The sequence below is a fragment of the Pararhizobium sp. O133 genome (assembly GCF_051669845.1).
In the GTDB taxonomy this organism is placed as follows: domain Bacteria; phylum Pseudomonadota; class Alphaproteobacteria; order Rhizobiales; family Rhizobiaceae; genus Pararhizobium.
Window position 1 is genome coordinate 149,297 of the sequence record NZ_CP196426.1, and the last position, 17,117, is coordinate 166,413.

General features: G+C 60.5%; 20 protein-coding genes. 10 read left to right on the forward strand and 10 right to left on the reverse strand.

Annotated elements, in window-relative coordinates; genetic code table 11:
• The first annotated feature begins 76 nt into the window (after positions 1-76).
• From ACST81_RS00750 to ACST81_RS00760, 3 genes are all read left to right on the forward strand, one after another.
• Complete coding sequence (locus tag ACST81_RS00750) at positions 77-655, forward strand: helix-turn-helix domain-containing protein (protein ID WP_438750901.1); 579 nt, start codon at positions 77-79, stop codon at positions 653-655.
• Between the two features lie 3 nt (positions 656-658).
• The gene (locus ACST81_RS00755) at positions 659-1,189 is read left to right on the forward strand and encodes a GNAT family N-acetyltransferase (RefSeq protein WP_438750902.1); all 531 of its coding nucleotides are present in this window, start codon (positions 659-661) and stop codon (positions 1,187-1,189) included.
• A gap of 174 nt (positions 1,190-1,363) precedes the next feature.
• A complete protein-coding gene (locus tag ACST81_RS00760; RefSeq protein WP_438750903.1) occupies positions 1,364-1,741 on the forward strand; it encodes a hypothetical protein in 378 nt (125 codons plus the stop codon).
• Positions 1,742-1,943: 202 nt separating this feature from the next.
• Here ACST81_RS00760 and ACST81_RS00765 read toward each other — a convergent pair whose 3' ends face one another.
• Both ACST81_RS00765 and ACST81_RS00770 read right to left on the reverse strand, forming a co-directional pair.
• The gene (locus ACST81_RS00765) at positions 1,944-2,564 is read right to left on the reverse strand and encodes a transglutaminase-like cysteine peptidase (protein WP_438750904.1); all 621 of its coding nucleotides are present in this window, start codon (positions 2,562-2,564) and stop codon (positions 1,944-1,946) included.
• 241 nt (positions 2,565-2,805) lie between these two features.
• Entirely contained in the window at positions 2,806-3,609 is an 804-nt protein-coding gene (locus tag ACST81_RS00770) for an alpha/beta hydrolase (protein ID WP_438750905.1), read from the reverse strand.
• A gap of 219 nt (positions 3,610-3,828) precedes the next feature.
• Here ACST81_RS00770 and infC point away from each other — a divergent pair, with 219 nt between their 5' ends.
• The 7 genes from infC (at position 3,829) to pheT (ending at position 9,435) form a co-directional block, all read left to right on the forward strand.
• Complete coding sequence (infC, locus tag ACST81_RS00775) at positions 3,829-4,365, forward strand: translation initiation factor IF-3 (RefSeq protein WP_438753312.1); 537 nt, start codon at positions 3,829-3,831, stop codon at positions 4,363-4,365.
• Between the two features lie 225 nt (positions 4,366-4,590).
• A complete protein-coding gene (rpmI, locus tag ACST81_RS00780) occupies positions 4,591-4,794 on the forward strand; it encodes a 50S ribosomal protein L35 (protein WP_054151415.1) in 204 nt (67 codons plus the stop codon).
• Between the two features lie 36 nt (positions 4,795-4,830).
• Positions 4,831-5,235, forward strand: coding sequence for a 50S ribosomal protein L20 (rplT, locus tag ACST81_RS00785; protein ID WP_438750906.1), 405 nt, complete (start codon positions 4,831-4,833; stop codon positions 5,233-5,235).
• 105 nt (positions 5,236-5,340) lie between these two features.
• Entirely contained in the window at positions 5,341-6,426 is a 1,086-nt protein-coding gene (gene pheS / locus ACST81_RS00790) for a phenylalanine--tRNA ligase subunit alpha (RefSeq protein ID WP_438750907.1), read from the forward strand.
• A gap of 4 nt (positions 6,427-6,430) precedes the next feature.
• The gene (locus ACST81_RS00795; RefSeq protein ID WP_438750908.1) at positions 6,431-6,664 is read left to right on the forward strand and encodes a DUF4160 domain-containing protein; all 234 of its coding nucleotides are present in this window, start codon (positions 6,431-6,433) and stop codon (positions 6,662-6,664) included.
• Positions 6,648-6,926 carry a DUF2442 domain-containing protein gene (locus tag ACST81_RS00800; protein ID WP_438750909.1) on the forward strand — a complete coding sequence of 93 codons (279 nt, stop codon included), beginning with the start codon at positions 6,648-6,650 and terminating at the stop codon, positions 6,924-6,926. The genes ACST81_RS00795 and ACST81_RS00800 overlap by 17 nt, the downstream gene beginning before the upstream one ends.
• Positions 6,927-7,008: 82 nt before the next feature.
• Positions 7,009-9,435, forward strand: a complete 2,427-nt coding sequence (gene pheT / locus ACST81_RS00805; protein ID WP_438750910.1) for a phenylalanine--tRNA ligase subunit beta — start codon at positions 7,009-7,011, stop codon at positions 9,433-9,435.
• 307 nt (positions 9,436-9,742) lie between these two features.
• Here the strand turns inward: pheT and ACST81_RS00810 are convergent, their stop codons facing one another.
• The 8 genes from ACST81_RS00810 to ACST81_RS00845 form a co-directional block, all read right to left on the reverse strand.
• Positions 9,743-10,876 (reverse strand): AGE family epimerase/isomerase, encoded by a 1,134-nt coding sequence (locus ACST81_RS00810; protein ID WP_438750911.1) that lies wholly within the window; start codon positions 10,874-10,876, stop codon positions 9,743-9,745.
• Positions 10,877-10,916: 40 nt separating this feature from the next.
• The gene (locus ACST81_RS00815; RefSeq protein ID WP_163897518.1) at positions 10,917-12,230 is read right to left on the reverse strand and encodes a glycoside hydrolase family 130 protein; all 1,314 of its coding nucleotides are present in this window, start codon (positions 12,228-12,230) and stop codon (positions 10,917-10,919) included.
• 38 nt (positions 12,231-12,268) lie between these two features.
• Complete coding sequence (locus ACST81_RS00820) at positions 12,269-14,548, reverse strand: glycosyltransferase (protein ID WP_438750912.1); 2,280 nt, start codon at positions 14,546-14,548, stop codon at positions 12,269-12,271.
• Between the two features lie 97 nt (positions 14,549-14,645).
• Positions 14,646-14,849: a hypothetical protein gene (locus ACST81_RS00825; RefSeq protein WP_163897411.1), complete on the reverse strand. Its 204-nt coding sequence runs from the start codon at positions 14,847-14,849 to the stop codon at positions 14,646-14,648.
• Positions 14,850-14,864: 15 nt separating this feature from the next.
• Complete coding sequence (locus tag ACST81_RS00830) at positions 14,865-15,143, reverse strand: hypothetical protein (RefSeq protein WP_163897410.1); 279 nt, start codon at positions 15,141-15,143, stop codon at positions 14,865-14,867.
• A gap of 247 nt (positions 15,144-15,390) precedes the next feature.
• Positions 15,391-15,693 (reverse strand): hypothetical protein, encoded by a 303-nt coding sequence (locus ACST81_RS00835; RefSeq protein WP_163897408.1) that lies wholly within the window; start codon positions 15,691-15,693, stop codon positions 15,391-15,393.
• A gap of 119 nt (positions 15,694-15,812) precedes the next feature.
• A complete protein-coding gene (locus tag ACST81_RS00840; protein WP_438750913.1) occupies positions 15,813-16,100 on the reverse strand; it encodes a DUF1488 family protein in 288 nt (95 codons plus the stop codon).
• Positions 16,097-16,345, reverse strand: a complete 249-nt coding sequence (locus ACST81_RS00845; RefSeq protein ID WP_163897404.1) for a hypothetical protein — start codon at positions 16,343-16,345, stop codon at positions 16,097-16,099. The genes ACST81_RS00840 and ACST81_RS00845 overlap by 4 nt, the downstream gene beginning before the upstream one ends.
• Positions 16,346-17,117: the final 772 nt, after the last annotated feature.

Here is a 17,117-nt window from a genome sequence, read left to right on the forward strand (position 1 = left end):
GCGGCATGTGACAGATTTTTTGGAAGGATGCCACTCTCCAATTGACTCCACTATGAGATCATTTAATTCTTATATCATGGAAATTGCGCAAGAGAATTCAGACAGGGCGCTCGGTGAGCGCATGAAGGCGCTGCGAATGGCGCAGCCAATGACGCTCAACGAGCTCTCCCAGCGTGCCGGCGTCAGCCGCGCAATGATTTCCCGCATCGAGCGTGGGGAGGCGAGCCCGACGGCTCAGCTCCTGGCGCGGCTGTGCAGCGCGCTCGACACGACCCTGTCGCGGTTTTTCGCGCCCGACGAAGAGGCCGGTTATCCGCTGCTGCGCCGCGACGAACAGCGCGTCTGGCGTGATCCGGGAACCGGCTATCTGCGCCGCTCGGTATCCCCGGACGGCATGGGATCGCCCGTCGATATCGTCGAGGTGGAATTTCCGCCCGGCGCCAGCGTCGTCTTCGAACCACAGCAATTCGACGACGGCCAGACACAGCATCTCTGGCTGTTCGAAGGCAGACTGACGATGACGACGGGCGAGGCGACGCACATTCTGGAGCCGGGCGATTGCCTCTTCATGCGGCTTGCCGACGGCCATTCCTTTCACAATCCCCACAGCCAGCCGGCACGCTATACCGTCATCCTCCACCGCAGCAAAGTTTGAGCAATGTCCGATATCACCATCCGCACGCTTGCCCCTTCCGAAACCGCCGCCGCACTGCCGGCGCTGGCCGATATCCTGTCGGATTGCGTCGAGGGCGGCGCATCCGTTGGCTTCATGTCGCCCTACGGGCCGCAGGACGCCATGCCTTACTGGGAAAGTGTGGCGCAGGCGGTGAAGGACGAAACAACGGTGCTCATCGTCGCGGAGCGGGATGGCGATATTCTGGGCACGGTCCAGCTCGGCATCGGCACCATGCCGAACCAGCCGCACCGCGCCGACCTGAAGAAACTGCTCGTCCATCGCAAGGCGCGCGGCCTCGGACTTTCCCGCGCCCTGATGGATGCCGCCGATGTCGAGGCGACGAGACATGGACGCCATATCCTGGTGCTCGATACCGCGACGGGAAGCCCAGCGGAATTCATCTATGAAAAGCTCGGCTGGCAACGCGTCGGCATCATCCCGCAATATGCGCTGATGCCCGACGGCAGCTATTGCGGATCAACCTTTTTCTACAAAGCGCTGACGCGTAGCTGATCCGCCGGCGGCAGCGTGCGCCCACAAGCGATAATTCCACCTGTCCTTGTGACCAGAAATGGCTTGATTTTCCTGAAAGAACTCATGCTTTCCAGTCTTACTACCCGTTCCGCGATCAGGATGTTCGTGTTAGCTGGAGTGCGGCTGCAAAGCCGATTGTTCAGAGGGGAATTCATGAAAACCATTCGTCACCGCGCGGGCCTTGCCGCGCTTTCCGTGCTGCTCGCATTCGCCGGCATGTCCACCGCCTCCGCCGCGGACGTCACCTTCCAGATGCAAAACAGCCACCCGAACGCCGTCGAACTCGAACTCTACAGCCAGGACCGCGACCATGTTTGGCCGGGCAACAACCAGGTCTATCTGCTGGATGACGGCGAGACCAAGCAGATCCCGCTCTCCTGCGATGAAGGCGAGAAGATTTGCTACGGCGCCTGGGTTTCCGGCGACAAATCGACCTATTGGGGCACGGGTCCTGACAATGCCGAAACGTGCTCCGACTGCTGCTACACCTGCCAGGGCGGCAGCACGGAAGAAATCGACCTGACAGAATAGACTTGCCCGCCTGAGGGGAGTGGAATGTGGAGGCTGGCGGCTTTGCTGCCGGCTTTCAACGCGCGTCCGCGCGGTGACGGAGCCCAATCGATCCATCATGGCAATTTTTCACTCGGACGCGCATGAATAACACCCATGGCGCGGAGAGAAATGACAAAGGATTTGGAGCCCAGTCATCCAAACTGGCAAGCAACGCCTCTGCTCAGTTCCCGACCGAGCCGACCAGGACTTCCGCGCCGTTTTCGATGGTGACCCAACGGCCGGTGTTGAACGAGGCCTGGCGCTTCAGGAAGCGATAGGAGGTCTTGGTCCAGAGCTTGATCTCGTTGTCGAGGTTGTCGAGGATGAAATCGCCCTGGGCGGTGCGCACGGTCAGCACGGCATGGCCTTCGCCATCGGGCTTGCGTACGACGGTAATGAGCAGGTCGGCCGGCGAGAAGCCCTTTTCCATCAGGCGCTTGCGCTTGAGGAGGACGAAGTCCTCGCAATCGCCGGCAGCAACCGGATAGGACCAGACTTCATCCTTGCCGAACTGATCCATGTCGATCATCGGCGTGATTTCGCGGTTGGTGGCGAGGTTGACCTCGCGAATGACCGACCAGCCGAAATCGGTGACGCGCGGCGCGGTCATCGACTTGGTCTTGATCTCGCATTCGGCGCGGTACTTCTGGCAGAATTCGTAATGGCCGATCGGCTGGGAGGTGATGGCGCCCGTCTGCATCGAGAGGGCCGTTGCATTCGGCGCCGGAATTGCCGCGCTTGCCGATACGAAAACAGCAGCCAAAGCAACGGCCGCTTTCTTGATCCCAGTCAACTGCGCCATACACGTCCCCTGTGGCGCGGTCTTTCCCCGGAAATCATTCCCGGCGAACCCCCGCGAAAATCTGAAGTCTGACCGTCAGCTTTTTATGGGCCGTCCCTGCCCGCGCTGCTCTAATCGTTAACAAAGAGTTAACAGCGCACCCGAAACGAAGTCAATCTGCAGAATTAGGGATTGCGAGATATGGTTAAAATGCGCGGCAAATCAGCATCAGTGGTGATTTGCCGCTGATTTTGCTGTCTTTTCAGCTTTCGGACATGGCCGCCACGGCAGCCAGGATGCGCTCGATATCCTCCGGCCGCGACAGCCGGTGATCGCCATCGCGGATGAGGGTCATGACCACGTCGTCGGATGGCAAATGCTCCATCAGTTTCAGCGCATGCCGATAGGGGACGTCCGGGTCTTCCATACCTTGCAAGATATGAACCGGGCAGCCGGTTTCGATAATTCCATCCAACACGCGGTTGCGCCGCCCATCATCGAGCAGCCGGGCGGTGAAGATGTTCGGGTCCGGCCCATAGGGTGTCGGCTCCTCGAAATAGCCGCGTTCGGCAAGCGAGGCGCGCTCCGCATCCGTCAGGTTGGGCTCGATGAGATCGGACGTGAAGTCGGGCGCCGGCGCGATCAGCACCAGACCGGCGACGCGGCCACCCTCGCCTCGGGCGCGCAATTCGGCGATCAGCCTGAGCGCCACCCAGCCGCCCATCGACGAGCCGACGAGGACCATGCGTTTGGGCGACGTATGGTCGATGACCGCAAGGCTTTCCTCCAGCCAGCGGGAAATCGTGCCGTCTGCGAAAGCACCATCGGAGATGCCGTGACCGGAATAGTCGAAGCGGATGCAGGCGGCACCGGTTGACAACGCATGACGCTCCAGCTCGACCGCCTTGGTGCCGGCCATGTCCGACCGGTATCCGCCGAGCCAGACGAGCGCTGGCATGGTGTTGCCTTCCGCGGCCGGCAGGATCCGCATGGCAATACGCCGCGATTCCTCACTTTTGCCGACATCGATATATTCCAGTTGCGCGTCCGGATCGGACAATGACATCAGCTTTTCTCCATTTCTTCACCGTTCGTTGCCATTTTTCTTTCTAAAACAGATTCTCCAGAGGGCCGACAGGTGGTGATTTCCACAAAGACCTGTGTTATTGACTTTCGCGCAGCAATTCACACATGACGATCAAGCGGCATTTGAACGGCGTTTCGCCGGAAAATCGCGCTATCAACAAACAGCACAGATTCGTAACAGCTCGAGGAGAGTACGACCATTCGCAGACCGTTCAAAACGGACGCCCCGGTTAAAGACGGGCCCCGCTCCAACAAGGAAATCCGGTCCCTCCGGGTTCAGCTCATCGACGCCGAAGGTGTCAACCACGGCAGCGTTCCCACCGATCAGGCACTCCGCATGGCGGAAGAGCAGGGTCTCGATCTCGTCGAGATCTCGCCGAACGCTGAACCGCCGGTGTGCAAGATCCTTGACTTGGGCAAGCTGAAATACTCCACCCAGAAGAAGGCGGCGGAAGCCCGCAAGAAGCAGAAGATCATCGAGATCAAGGAGATCAAGATGCGTCCGAACATCGACACGCACGACTATGACGTCAAGATGCGCGCGATGAACCGCTTCTTTGAAGAGGGCGACAAGGTCAAGGTGACGCTGAAGTTCCGCGGTCGCGAAATGGCGCACCAGGAACTGGGCATGAAGCTCCTGCTCCAGGTCAAGGAAGACACCGTGGCGATCGCCAAGGTTGAAGCCGAGCCCAAGCTCGAAGGCCGTCAGATGATGATGGTACTGGCGCCGAGATAAGCACCGGCTTCAGGAACCCGATGGAGCCGCCGCCTGGCGGCTTTTTCGTTTTCGTGACCGAGCAATCGGAAATATCGGTCCTTGCCGTGAATCCCATTGCGCTTTGGGGGCGCTTCGGTTACAAGCCCCCGTCCGAACGGTCCGGCAGGGCATGCCGTGGCCGTTCTTTACGCTGGAGACGACCTCGTCAGTCGATCTCGATATCAAGAAAAATGGAGTAGCAAAATGCCCAAGATGAAGACGAAATCTGCTGCCAAGAAGCGGTTCAAGATCACCGCGACCGGCAAGGTCCTGGCAGCTGCCGCCGGCAAGCGCCATGGCATGATCAAGCGTTCCAACAAGTTCATTCGCGATGCACGTGGCACGATGGTGCTTGCAGAGCCTGATGGCAAGAAGGTCATCAAGAACTACCTGCCCAACGGTCTCTGAGACTTAGGCATTTTTGGATTTTAAGGAGATCATGACATGGCACGTGTAAAACGCGGCGTAGCAGCTCACGCCAAGCACAAAAAGACACTCAAGGCAGCCAAGGGCTTTTACGGCCGCCGCAAGAACACCATCCGCGCCGCCAAGGCCGCCGTGGATCGTTCGAAGCAGTTCGCCTACCGCGACCGCAAGGTCAACAAGCGCAATTTCCGCGCCCTGTGGATCCAGCGCATCAACGCCGCCGTCCGCGAACATGGCCTGACCTACGGCCGCTTCATCGATGGCCTGGCCAAGGCCGGCATCGAAGTTGACCGCAAGGTTCTGTCCGACATGGCAATCCATGAGCCGGAAGCATTCGGCGCGCTCGTCGCCGCTGCCAAGAAGGCGCTTGAATACCTCAAGACCGCCGGCACCACCAACGAGTTTGAAAGCGCGGTCAAGTAAACCAGCGCTTCCCAAAACCTATCTGAACACTTGGGAAACCCGCGCTGGCACGGCTGGCGCGGGTTTTTCTTTGACCGATCACGGCAATGAACCGGGAATATTGCGATGTCCGATCTGGAAGCACTAAAAGAAACCCTGCTGGCCGAAGTGACCGGCGCCGACGACGAGGCCGCCATCGAAGCCGTACGCGTCAATGCGCTCGGCAAGAAGGGCTCGATCTCCGAGCTCCTCAAAACACTCGGCACCATGTCGCCCGAGGAGCGCCAGACACGGGGTGCTGCGATCAACGCGCTGAAGACCGATGTCTTTGCCGCCATCACCGCCCGCAAATCCGACCTGAAGGACGCCGCCATCGCCGAGCGCCTGGCCCGCGAGACCGTCGATATTTCGCTGCCGGTGCGTTCCTCGCCCGCCGAGCGCGGCCGCATCCATCCGATCAGCCAGATCATCGACGAGATCACCGCGATCTTCGCCGACATGGGCTTCTCGATCGCCGAAGGCCCGGATATCGAGACCGACTATTATAACTTCACCGCGCTGAACTTCCCCGAAGGCCACCCGGCGCGCGAAATGCACGACACGTTCTTCTTCAATCCGGACGCAAACGGCGAGCGCAAGGTTCTGCGCACCCATACGTCGCCCGTTCAGGTGCGCACAATGGAGGCCCAGAAGCCGCCGATCCGCATCATTATCCCCGGCAAGACCTATCGCCAGGATTCGGACGCCACGCACTCGCCGATGTTCCACCAGGTCGAGGGCCTGGTCGTCGATACCAAGTCGAACGTCGCCAACATGCGCTGGATCCTCGAAGAGTTCTGCAAGACCTTCTTCGAGGTCGATCATGTGAGGATGCGTTTCCGCCCGTCCTTCTTCCCCTTCACCGAGCCATCTTTCGAGGTCGATATCCAGTGCGACCGCTCGTCCGGTCCGATCGTCAAGTTCGGTGAAGGCTCCGACTGGATGGAAATCCTCGGCTGCGGCATGGTGCATCCGAACGTTCTGCGCGCCGGCGGCCTCGATCCCGATGTCTACCAGGGCTTTGCCTGGGGCATGGGGCTGGACCGCATCGCCATGCTGAAATACGGCATGCCGGATCTGCGCAACTTCTTCGACGCCGATGTGCGCTGGATGAGCCATTACGGCTTCAGGCCGCTCGACATGCCGACCTTGTTTGGCGGTTTGAGCGCGTAGCGATATGCCGACGGTCCTGCGCAAATACGGCTACCGCTTCCACTTCTATTCGGGCGACGGGCACGAGCCGCCGCATATTCATGTGGATGGGAGTGGCGGCGAAGCTAAAGTTTGGTTGACGAATTTGATGCTCGCACAGTCGAAGGGCTTCAGCCAACGCGACATCGCACGTATATTGCAGGTCGTAGAAGAACACAAAGAACAGATGCTGGAGGCATGGCATGACTACTTCGGATGATGCATATCCCGACAGCGAGCGCCCGGTCGAAGTCTGGTGTGACTTGCATGAACTGCATGTTCGGCTGGCGGATGGCAGACATGTATCGACACCAATCTGGTGGTATCCCCGACTTTTGAACGCAACCCCCGCCCAGCGAAATACTGTCGAATTGATGCTTGCCGGTGTTCACTGGCCTGAAATTGACGAGGATCTTTCAATCGATGGGATGCTGAAGGGCCGGAAGGCTCCCGGCGCACGTGCGCCTGTGAAGGCTGCCTGACGATTCCCGGCGGCGGCTCAAAAACCTATCCATCGACGACGCTGCAAAGCTTGTACCAAATAGCTTAATTTGAGAAGAAATCATGAAATTCACACTCTCCTGGCTGAAAGACCATCTGGAAACGGATGCCACCCTTGAACAGATCTGCGAGCGCCTGACGGCGATCGGGCTGGAGGTCGAGGATGTCGACGACAAGGCGGCGTTCAAGCCGTTCGTCATCGCCAAGGTCGTCTCGGCCGAAAAGCACCCGCAGGCCGACAAGCTCAAGGTGCTGATGGTCGATACCGGCGCCGGCGCCCCCGTGCAGGTTGTCTGCGGTGCGCCGAATGCGCGCGCCGGCCTCGTCGGCGCCTTTGCCGCCCCCGGCTCCTACGTTCCCGGCATCGACGTGACGCTCGCCGTCGGCACCATCCGTGGCGTCGAAAGCCGCGGCATGATGTGCTCGGAAAAAGAGCTACAGATGTCGGACAATCACGACGGCATTATCGACCTGCCGGACGATGCGCCCGTCGGCGCCAGCTTCGCTTCCTATGCCGGCCTCGACGATCCGATGATCGAGATCAACCTGACGCCGAACCGTCCGGACTGCACCTCGATCCACGGCATTGCCCGCGATCTCGCCGCCTCCGGCCTCGGCCGGCTCAAGGCACAGCCGCAACCGAGCTTCACGGTCGAAGGCGAGACGACCACCAAGGTCAAGCTCGACCTCGGCGCTGACACGCATCTCTGCCCGGGTTTTGCCCTTCGCCTCGTGCGCGGCGTCAAGAACGGCCCGAGCCCGAAATGGATGCAGCAGCGCCTCATCGCCATCGGCCTTCGTCCGATCAACGCACTGGTCGATGTCACCAATTACATGACCTTCGACCAGGGCCGCCCGCTGCACGTCTTCGACGCCGGCAAGGTCAAGGGCAACCTGACTGTCCGCCGCGCCGTCGAGGGCGAAAAGGTTCTGGCGCTCGATACCCGCGAATACACGCTTTCGCCGGCTAACGTCGTGATTTCCGATGAGAACGGCATCGAGTCGATCGGCGGCATCATGGGCGGCGAACATTCCGGTTGCGACGAGAACACCGTCGACGTGCTGGTCGAATCAGCGCTCTGGGATCCGATGAACATCGCCAAGTCGGGCCGCACGCTCGGCATCATCACCGATGCGCGCTATCGCTTCGAGCGCGGCGTCGATCCGGAATACATGGTCGCCGGCCTCGATCGCGCCACCCAGCTGATCGTCGACATCTGCGGCGGCACGGCAGCGAAAACCGATGTCGTCGGCTATGCCGGCTACTCTGCCAGGACCGTCGATTTCCCGATCTCCGAGGTCAAGCGCCTCACCGGCCTCGAGGTCAGCCCGGAAGAAAGCGTTGCGATCCTGAAGGGCCTCGGCTTCGGCGTCGCGGGCTCCGGCAGCCAAGTCTCCGTCTCGGTTCCCTCTTGGCGTCCCGATGTCGATGGCAAGGCCGATCTGGTCGAAGAGGTCATGCGCATCCATGGCGTCGACAAGATCAAGCCGCAGCCAATCGAAAACCTCGGCGCCGTCAACGGCAAGATCCTGACGACGCTGCAGATCCGCACCCGCCTTGCCAAGCGTGCGCTCGCCTCGCGCGGCATGCTGGAAGCCGTCACCTGGTCGTTCATCTCGAAGGCGCAGGCCGAACTGTTCGGCGGTGGCGCACCGTCCCTGTCGCTGGCAAACCCGATCGCCGCCGACATGTCCGACATGCGCCCCTCGCTGCTGCCGGGCCTTTTGACCGCCGCCCAGCGCAATGCCGACAAGGGTTTTGGCGACGTGGCGATCTTCGAGGTCTCCGGCACCTATGAAAACGATACGCCGGCCGGCCAGCGGCGCGTGGCGGGCGGCATCCGCCGCGGCACCGCCTCGCTGGCTGGCGCCGGCCGGTCCTGGTCGAATGCGGTGAAGGGCGGCGGCAAGGCGGTCGATGTGTTCGACGCCAAGGCCGACGCCATCGCGGTTCTGGAAGCCTGCGGCGTGCCGATGGGCAATGTCCAGTTCGAGGCCGGCGGCCCGTCCTGGTATCATCCCGGCCGCTCGGGCACGATCAAGCTCGGCCCGAAGATCGTTCTCGGCACCTTCGGCGAATTCCACCCAAAGACGCTCGAAGCGCTCGACGTCTCCGGCGCATTGGCCGGCTTCGAAATCTATCTCGACGCCATGCCCGAGCCGAAGAAGAAAGCCACCCGCACCAAACCCGCGCTGGACCTCTCCCCCTTCCAGGCCGTCAAGCGCGACTTCGCCTTCGTGGTCGACAAGTCGGTCGAAGCCGGCGCCATCCTGAAAGCCGCCGGCAGCGCCGACCGCAAACTGGTCACCGGCGTCAACGTCTTCGACATTTTCGAAGGCGTGGCACTCGGCGAAGGCAAGAAATCCATCGCCATCGAAGTCGTCATCCAGCCCGCCGACCGCACCCTGACCGACGAGGACTTCGAAGCCCTGACCGCCAAGATCATCGCCAATGTGACGAAGAATACGGGCGGGGTCTTGCGGGCGTAATGGTGTGAGCATCGGGAGGGGCGATTGGCCTCTCTCGGTGGCTGCAAGATCAACCTCTGGTATTTTGGCGATTGATACGGCTGTGAAAACGCGGACGCCCTACACCGGATCACAATGGCCGATTTGGCGCCGGAAGCGGACTGTCTGAAGTTGGGGTGCCGCAAGCTGGAGCCGACATTTAAAAGTCTGGCGGCTTGGTCGATCTCGGCCTAAATCTGACAGAAGGGTTCTTCGTCGTCACGGTTGAGCTCGCCCATCCAGACTCTAGAAGTCAGACCACACCACCTACTGTTCAGCATTCTACGTTTCAGGTGGAGCACGTTGACAGTGAATCCGCAACCGCCGTCCAGAGGTGATAGAGGGAGCTAGCCGGGATCGTGCGGGCCGTCGGCACCTCGTTGAGGTCAAGACAGTCATGCCAGCAGCCATGCGGCACGCCTGTCATGTACCCGGCAAGGATCGCGGAGGCGACGTCGTCTGCCTCTGTCCGATATCCCGGAAAGCCAAGTCGTTCATGGAGCGCCATGGAAGCCTTGAGCATCTCCACCTGGGGCCACAGACGCCGCGAAGGGCTGATAGGCTTATCTGCCGAAACGGTATCGACCAGGAAAAGCGAGCCCGGCGTGCGCCCTACGGCCAGCGCGGTCGAGAACAGGTCCAAGCATATCTTGGTATTATCGCTGCGCGCGAGATTATCATGACGGGTCGCCAACCAGACCCACTCGCACATATGGCCTGGCTCCAGCCGATCGGATCCGTATCGCTCGGCTAGTTCCCAGTGGGGGCCGAAAAATTCGTGAAGCGGCCCATTCGGTGCGACAAGAAAATGCGATCGCAAGAGTGCGAAGGCATTGCTTTCCGACCTCATATGCTTGGGGGTCCGATTGTTCTCGCACAAGGCCAGTGTCGCTTCGAGGTAATGCATGTGCGGGTTCTGGCGACGAGGCAGGGTGCCATCGCTGTCTTCGGCCCAGCCGCCGAAGGGGTCTGCAAGGGTCCTGTCGATCGCCAGGATCGTCTGGTCGATCTGATGCCTGTAGCCGTCCTTGCCGGTCGCCGTCAGCAGCCAGGAGAGAGCGAGGAGCACGCAGGCATTGTCGTAGAGATCACGAACCGGATCAGTAATGCGCTCGGTATGACGGTGGAAACTTCTCGCGTAGCCGCCGCGTCTCCCGCCGACCCAGGCGACGCGGTGCAGGTTGGCGAAGGCCCGCTCTGCCATGGCGAGCGAACCCGCGGGGGCAACGCCGAGATGGGCCGCATGGGCGTGAACATAAATCTGGCGGGCGACAGTTCTGGTCCGCACCTCACCTGCCTTCTGAGGCGATCCATCCAGCTCCATGTATTCAATGAATTGGCCGCAGCCGTCGTCGAAACCCGATTTGCTCCAGGTAGGCAGAATTTCCTCGAGGAAGACGCGTTTCAGTTGCTGGACGCTCATGGCTGATCGCCTGGTGGGACGACCGACCCACTGTCCGCATTCACAAGGCTGCCCCGATGGGATGCATTGTTTCGAGAAGCCTGCTGATCTTGATCGTGGTGAAGTTGGAATATGTATCCGAGACGGCATATGGCAGCGCGATCAGATCGCCATGCCGCATGGCACCGCAGGAATAAACGACGTTCGGCACATAGCCCGCGCGCTCCGTTGGTTCGGGCTGCAGCAAGGGTTCGACCGTGCGCGATAGGATGATGCCCGGATCGTGCTTGTCGAGCAACGTCACCCCGATCGCATATCGGCGCATCGGGCCGACGCCATGGGTGAACAGCAGCCATCCCTCGTCGATTTCAACGGGCGAGCCGCAATTGCCAATCTGGACGAACTGCCAGGCGAATTCCGGCTTCATCAGGAGCCGTCCTTCCTCCCATTGATGCAAGTCGTCGGAATAGAGCAGAAAGAGGTTTTCGCTGTCCTGCCGGGCGATCATCGCGTAGCGGCCATCGATGCGACGGGGAAAGAGCGCCATGCCCTTGTTGCGGGCGGCGGGTCCCCGCAGCGGCGTCAGGGTGAAGTTCAGGAAGTCCGTCGTCTCCAGAAGCTCCGAGCGGATGGATGAGCCGCTATAGGCGGTGTAGGTGGCGAAGTAGATCGTTTTGCCGTCGTCGTCGAAGGCGACGAAACGGGCATCTTCGATGCCGTTCGATTGCGCCTCGGTCACTGGAAAGATGACCCGTTCGCTGAGATCGCTTTCGTCCTTGAAACTGATCCCGATGCAGCCGGCGGGCGCCAGTCCGTCACTTGCATGGATTTCCGGCAGACCTGCCAGTTGCGTCGGCGCATCAATGGTGACGTCCCCCTCCGCGTCGATCACGCCCGAGCGGAAGGTGAGCGAGGAGATGTGTCCCTCTCCCACGGCCCTCAAGCTGATGATGAGCCGACGGCTCCCTTCAGCTACACCGGACTGATCCGGATGCGACACGATGCTCGGATTGAATAGAGCGGCGGACTCGAAGGAATACTCGTTCATGAAATAGGCGCCGACCAACTGTCTTTGCTGCTGGCTGAAGCGCTGGTGGTGCTGAAAAGCATCCTCCATCGCGTCCGCCCGCAGTTCGAACTGGCGCAGCAGGTTGCGGTGCCTGCCATCGAAATTGGCGAGGATGTCGCGCAGTTGATTGGCCGTCGCCGTCGGGTCCAGCGACAAGACGCGATCGACGATTTCATTCGCCCGCGACTTGTCGCGTGGATTGAGATGTCGAGGTTCGGTCGACGGCTTGAAAGGTCGCACGATAACGCGCGTCGGATCGGGCCTCAGATAGAGGGCCTGCCGATTGAGAAGGCTGGACCGGGGCAATGTTGATCTTTCGAAGTTCTTACTGGGGGTGGGACCGCTCATGACAATTGCCGGGCGCTGACCCTTGGAGGTATCGGTCGCAGCATCTGATTGACGCGACCAAGCTCCACGCAGGAGATCAGGTAGCAGAGCACGGATTCGGCTCCCCGGTTCTCGTTGGGGCGATCCACATGCAGGCCGTCGCGGCAACTGCCCGTTTCCGGGTCGACGAGGGAGACGCCGTGATCATTGCTTCCCGTGAACCAGTCGAAGGCCCTGTGCGCGGCCTCGATCCAGCTCCTGTCCGAGGTCGCCTCGTAAGCCGCAAGACAGGCGGCCACGGTTGCCGTCGCCTCGACCGGCTGTTGGTCGAAGAGCCTGGGTGGCTGTCCGACCTCGAAGAAGCCATCGGTTCCGATAGCGCGGAAATTGCCCTTCTCCCCTGTCTGCTGGGTCATCAGCCATTCCAGCGTTGCAACGCCAGTCTCGACGAAGGCCGGCACCTTCGTCGCGATGCCGGTCATGATCAACGCCTGGCTCAGGCGGGCATTTTCATAGGATAGTCCCTCCTCAAACCAGCGGCGCCCGCTCTTCGACACACGACGGTCCAGGTCCATCAGACTGTCGGCATGACGAAGGCGCAGCATGCGCGCTTGGGCGTCTTGAGGATTGGCTTTGCAGTAATCGTTGAGGCCGAGAAGCGTGAAAGCCCAGGCGCGCGGGGAACGAAAGTCGAGCGTGACGGACATCGCCTGGGTAAAGAGGGCACTCGCCCATCGGCGGCGTGGTGCATCCGTATCGGACAGGGCGCAGGCACCGAGCGCCCAGAGGGTTCGCCCATGGCTGTCTTCGGAGCCCTTGTCTTCGAGCCAACGGCGGTCATAGCTCATGAAGTTTCGGAACCGGCCTGTATCCGGGTTCCAGGCGTGTTCGACGAAGGCTGCGAAGGAGGCTGTCATCCTGTCCGCTATGCCCGTCTCGCCGACGGCCGACAGGAGCGAGGACAGAAGCAGGGCTCGCGCGTTGTCATCGACGCAATAGCCATGCGACCTGTCCGGCACGGAGAACACCGCATGCTGGATGATGCCCGTGTCGTCGCACATCGTGTGCAGATGGCCAAGCTTCAAAGCTGTCTGCTGCGGTGGGCGCTTGATCCGCAGGGAGATCAGGTCGCTGACGAGCTTGGGCCGATAGGCGGTGCGCGCCTTCGTCATGCTGTCGAGATAGAGCGTGGCGACATGCGACCAGATCATTGCGCGGCCGGCCTCGTAGGCCCTCTTGCGCATCGCCATCCTGGCCTCGTCATCGCCAAGCAAGGTCGCGATTGCGTTCGCCGTCGCCGGCGCATCCCCAAAAGGGACCAACACGCCGCGGCCGTCGCCCAAGAGATCACAGGCGTGCCAGTAAGGCGTCGAAACCACAGCACTGCCCATTCCGAAACTGTAGGACAGCGTTCCCGACGTCATCTGCGCCTCGTCCAGATAGGGCGTCACATAGACGTCGCACATGGCAATGAAGTCGAGAAGCGTCGGCAGATCGACGAAACGATTGAGAAACTGCACCGCATGATCGACGCCCAGCCGCTCGGTGCGCTGGCGCAGACTGTCACGATAGGCCTCGCCCTGCTGACGCAGAAGCGTCGGGTGCGTGGCGCCGAGAACGATATAAAGGGCCTCGGGGCTCTCCTTGAGAATGGCGGGCATGGCATCGATGACCACCTCGATACCCTTGTTGGGAGAGAGGAGACCAAATGTCAGGATGATGGGCCTGCCGGCGTAACCGCGCTCAATCTTGGCAAGGTCCGGATCATGAAAGGGCCGATCGGGTATGCCATGGGCGATGACGTCGATCTTCTGGGGAGCCACGCCATAGATTTCCGTCAGCAGCGTGCGTCCCTTCTCCGCCATGACGACGACACGGCTGGACTGGGCCGCGACCTTTTGAAGGACCCGGTGTTGAGACAGTGTCGGTTCGGCAAGGATGGTGTGGCAGGTGGTAACGAGCGGAATGCGCAGGTTTTCCAAAAGCGCGAGGATATGTTCGCCGTCCGGACCGCCGAAAATGCCGAATTCGTGCTGCAGCGAAACCACATCGAACCGGCCTTCATTCAGGACCCGCGCGGCCGTCACATAGTCTTCGACTTCCTCCTCGCGGATCTCGAAGATCACGTCGTCAGGATAGGCGTAGCTCTGCCTGGCATCCGTCACGGCGACGATGCTGGTCTGGACGGGTTCGACCCCGTCCATCAGGGCCTGAGAGATGTCGCCGGTAAAGGTCGCTATCCCGCATTGGCGCGGAAGAGAATTGCCGATGAATGCGATACGTGCCGGTCTGCTCATCTGCGTTCCCTCCAGAACATGGTGGCGAGGTCTCGCCAAATTGGCCAGGGACGCGCAGCGCGGCCGCATGGTTGATTCATGAGAATAGGCATCCGGATCACGCGGATCCGATAGCCTCCAGATCACGCTCCAGAGCGACGCGCCCTTGGCGGAGTTCGGCATTCCAGAGCCGATACTGCGGGCTGTTCTGATAGGCCGGCATGGGTGCCTCAATCGTGTAGGTGAAGGCAGCAGCCGGCGACAAACCCTTGGTGGACACAAGTCGAACCATCTGGCCGATGGTAAAACGGTGAGAAGGCATGGGTATCTCCAATCATCAGTGCGTTGTGTTGAGGTTTTTCTGGCCGGACAGGCTCCTATCCATGTCCAGAGCGGTATCCAGCTCCAACGGATCGATATGGATCAGGCTCTTCTTCTGGCCGGCGACGACTTCGATCATGGTTGCCACGCGCCGATAGGCGAGCCAGGAAATTCCGGTGATTTGTTCCTCGTCATCCTGCACCTGATAGTCGCCGGGTGGATGGACACCCTCCAGACCTGTCAGGGTGAAGGGCGCGTCGAAATGCACGGTTCTCGTCTTCGTTCGCGAAAACATGGGAGACTCCTTTGCTGGGGACCGGTGTTGTTTGGTGGCGGTGTAGAGGTCAGATCGAGATGCGACCTTAGTGTTGATCAGGCCAACTTCGGCAGAACAGCGGGCCGCGCTGTGAAGGGATGGATACTGCAATCCGGCCGCTTCCCAGCCCCTTTCCTGATCTCGAAGACGTTCGGTCGGCATGTCGCCGAAGCGATCCGTTTCTTGCGAATGTCGGCCAATACGATCACTTTGTCCGAAGGCTCCATCAGATGCCCCGCTTCTCGGACGCAACGGTCTGATCGCGACCCGACGGACTTCCACCCTCGCCTTCCCATCGCAACAGCGCCGCAGCGTGACTGAAAGCGACCTTCTCCCAGACGGCTACGTGCATATCGCTCATGACCATTCCCTTGCGAAGGTGATCGATGATCGCGATTTCCCTTGCATAGTTGCCACCTGACTGCGCCCCGAGACCCGCGCTCGAGTAGCTTGAGCGGCAGAGCAGCGCACGCAGGAGCGCCTGATCAGCCAGCTTTCGCTCACGCTCTGGAGGATCGTTCTTCAGCATGGTCGAAGGCCAGGTGTCTGCCCAAGGCGATCGTCATCAACGATCACTGCAGTGGATTGCTCACGATCAATCATGACCTGTTCCTCTTCCGAGTTCGCCAAGCGCTGTGTTTGGTGTCGTCAGGTCGCCGACTGGAGGGACGACCCGAATGCACTGAGATCGAGTTCGATCGTCTGTCGTCGCCGAGACTGATAGGCTTGCCTCGCTGTTGTCAGGATGCGCTCCCGAAGGCGATCGAATGCCAAGAGATAGTCGCGTTCCTTCCGGCGTCCGGGGGCGCCCTCGCGATCAAACACGGCGACAGGCAAGAGAAACAGAACCTGGTTCAAGCCGTCATGCCCGATGAAACGAATGAGACCGCGGGTCTCGTCATAGGTGCGGGTCGGATTGGGGAAGGAAAGGGTCACAGGCTCGCGACCCGACTGCTGCTCTTCAGCCGTGCGAGGACAGCCTTGTCTACCCAGAGGTTCACGGCGGGAATCAGATCGCCGGAGCAGCGGACGCCCTTCTGATAAAGCGTCATCGCATGGCGCGCCGCGCCACGGTCCAGCTCGCAGAGTGGTTCTTCATAGCGAAACCCGGCATGCCGGAGTGCGTTTCTGATGATGCTGATGTCGAAGCTGCCAATCGGCTGATGAAGGTCGGAAGACATGATGTCCTCCTTTTTTGGGGCCAGGGTGCGTGCCGCCCAGAAAGTGGCAGTGCCCGTTCAATGGCTGCCACTTCAATGAATATGGGCCCGCTTATCAAAACTTGCAAGACCCCCTCGAAAACATCCATAGGGCGTGACCGGAGACGCCGTCATCATGTGTTCAGCGCCACGCGTCGCTCTCCGCCATAAAGTCTTCTCAATGGCTGCCTTCAACGAAGGGATGGCTTGCTGTGGCATTTCTTTGACCTGAGAGGCGGCTATAGCAATCAACGAAATCTGTCGTCGTGATCCAAACTCCTGCGCTAGCGTGAATTCGGAATAATTGCCGCTCTAGAGCCATGTTCACGTCAGCTCAAAGCCAGTGCACAACGACATATCCACGCGGGCTCGCGGCGCTTTGCTGACCGGGCAGCGGACCGACTGCTTTCGGATATCCAACCAACCACCTTCAATGGCCGATATGAAGGCGCAAAGTTGCCTCTAGGTGAGTGACGGAATCTCTGATTTGGTCAGGAAGATGACAATCGGGAATCACGCCTCTTTCGCCTCCCGCTTTATTGCGGCTAATTTGGTCACCTTGCAAAGATATCCCCCCAGCAAACCTCATCCCCGTCCATCCCCGCCCCGAAATCACGGTGCATACTGATCCCGTTTCCACCGCCGGAGTGTTGCGCGAGACGGTCGCGGGCAGGTGGGGGCCGGCGCCCTGTGCTTTCTGTCGTAACGTGCGGCAAAAGGCAGGGTGATGCACACCGGGCGGATCGTCAATGGT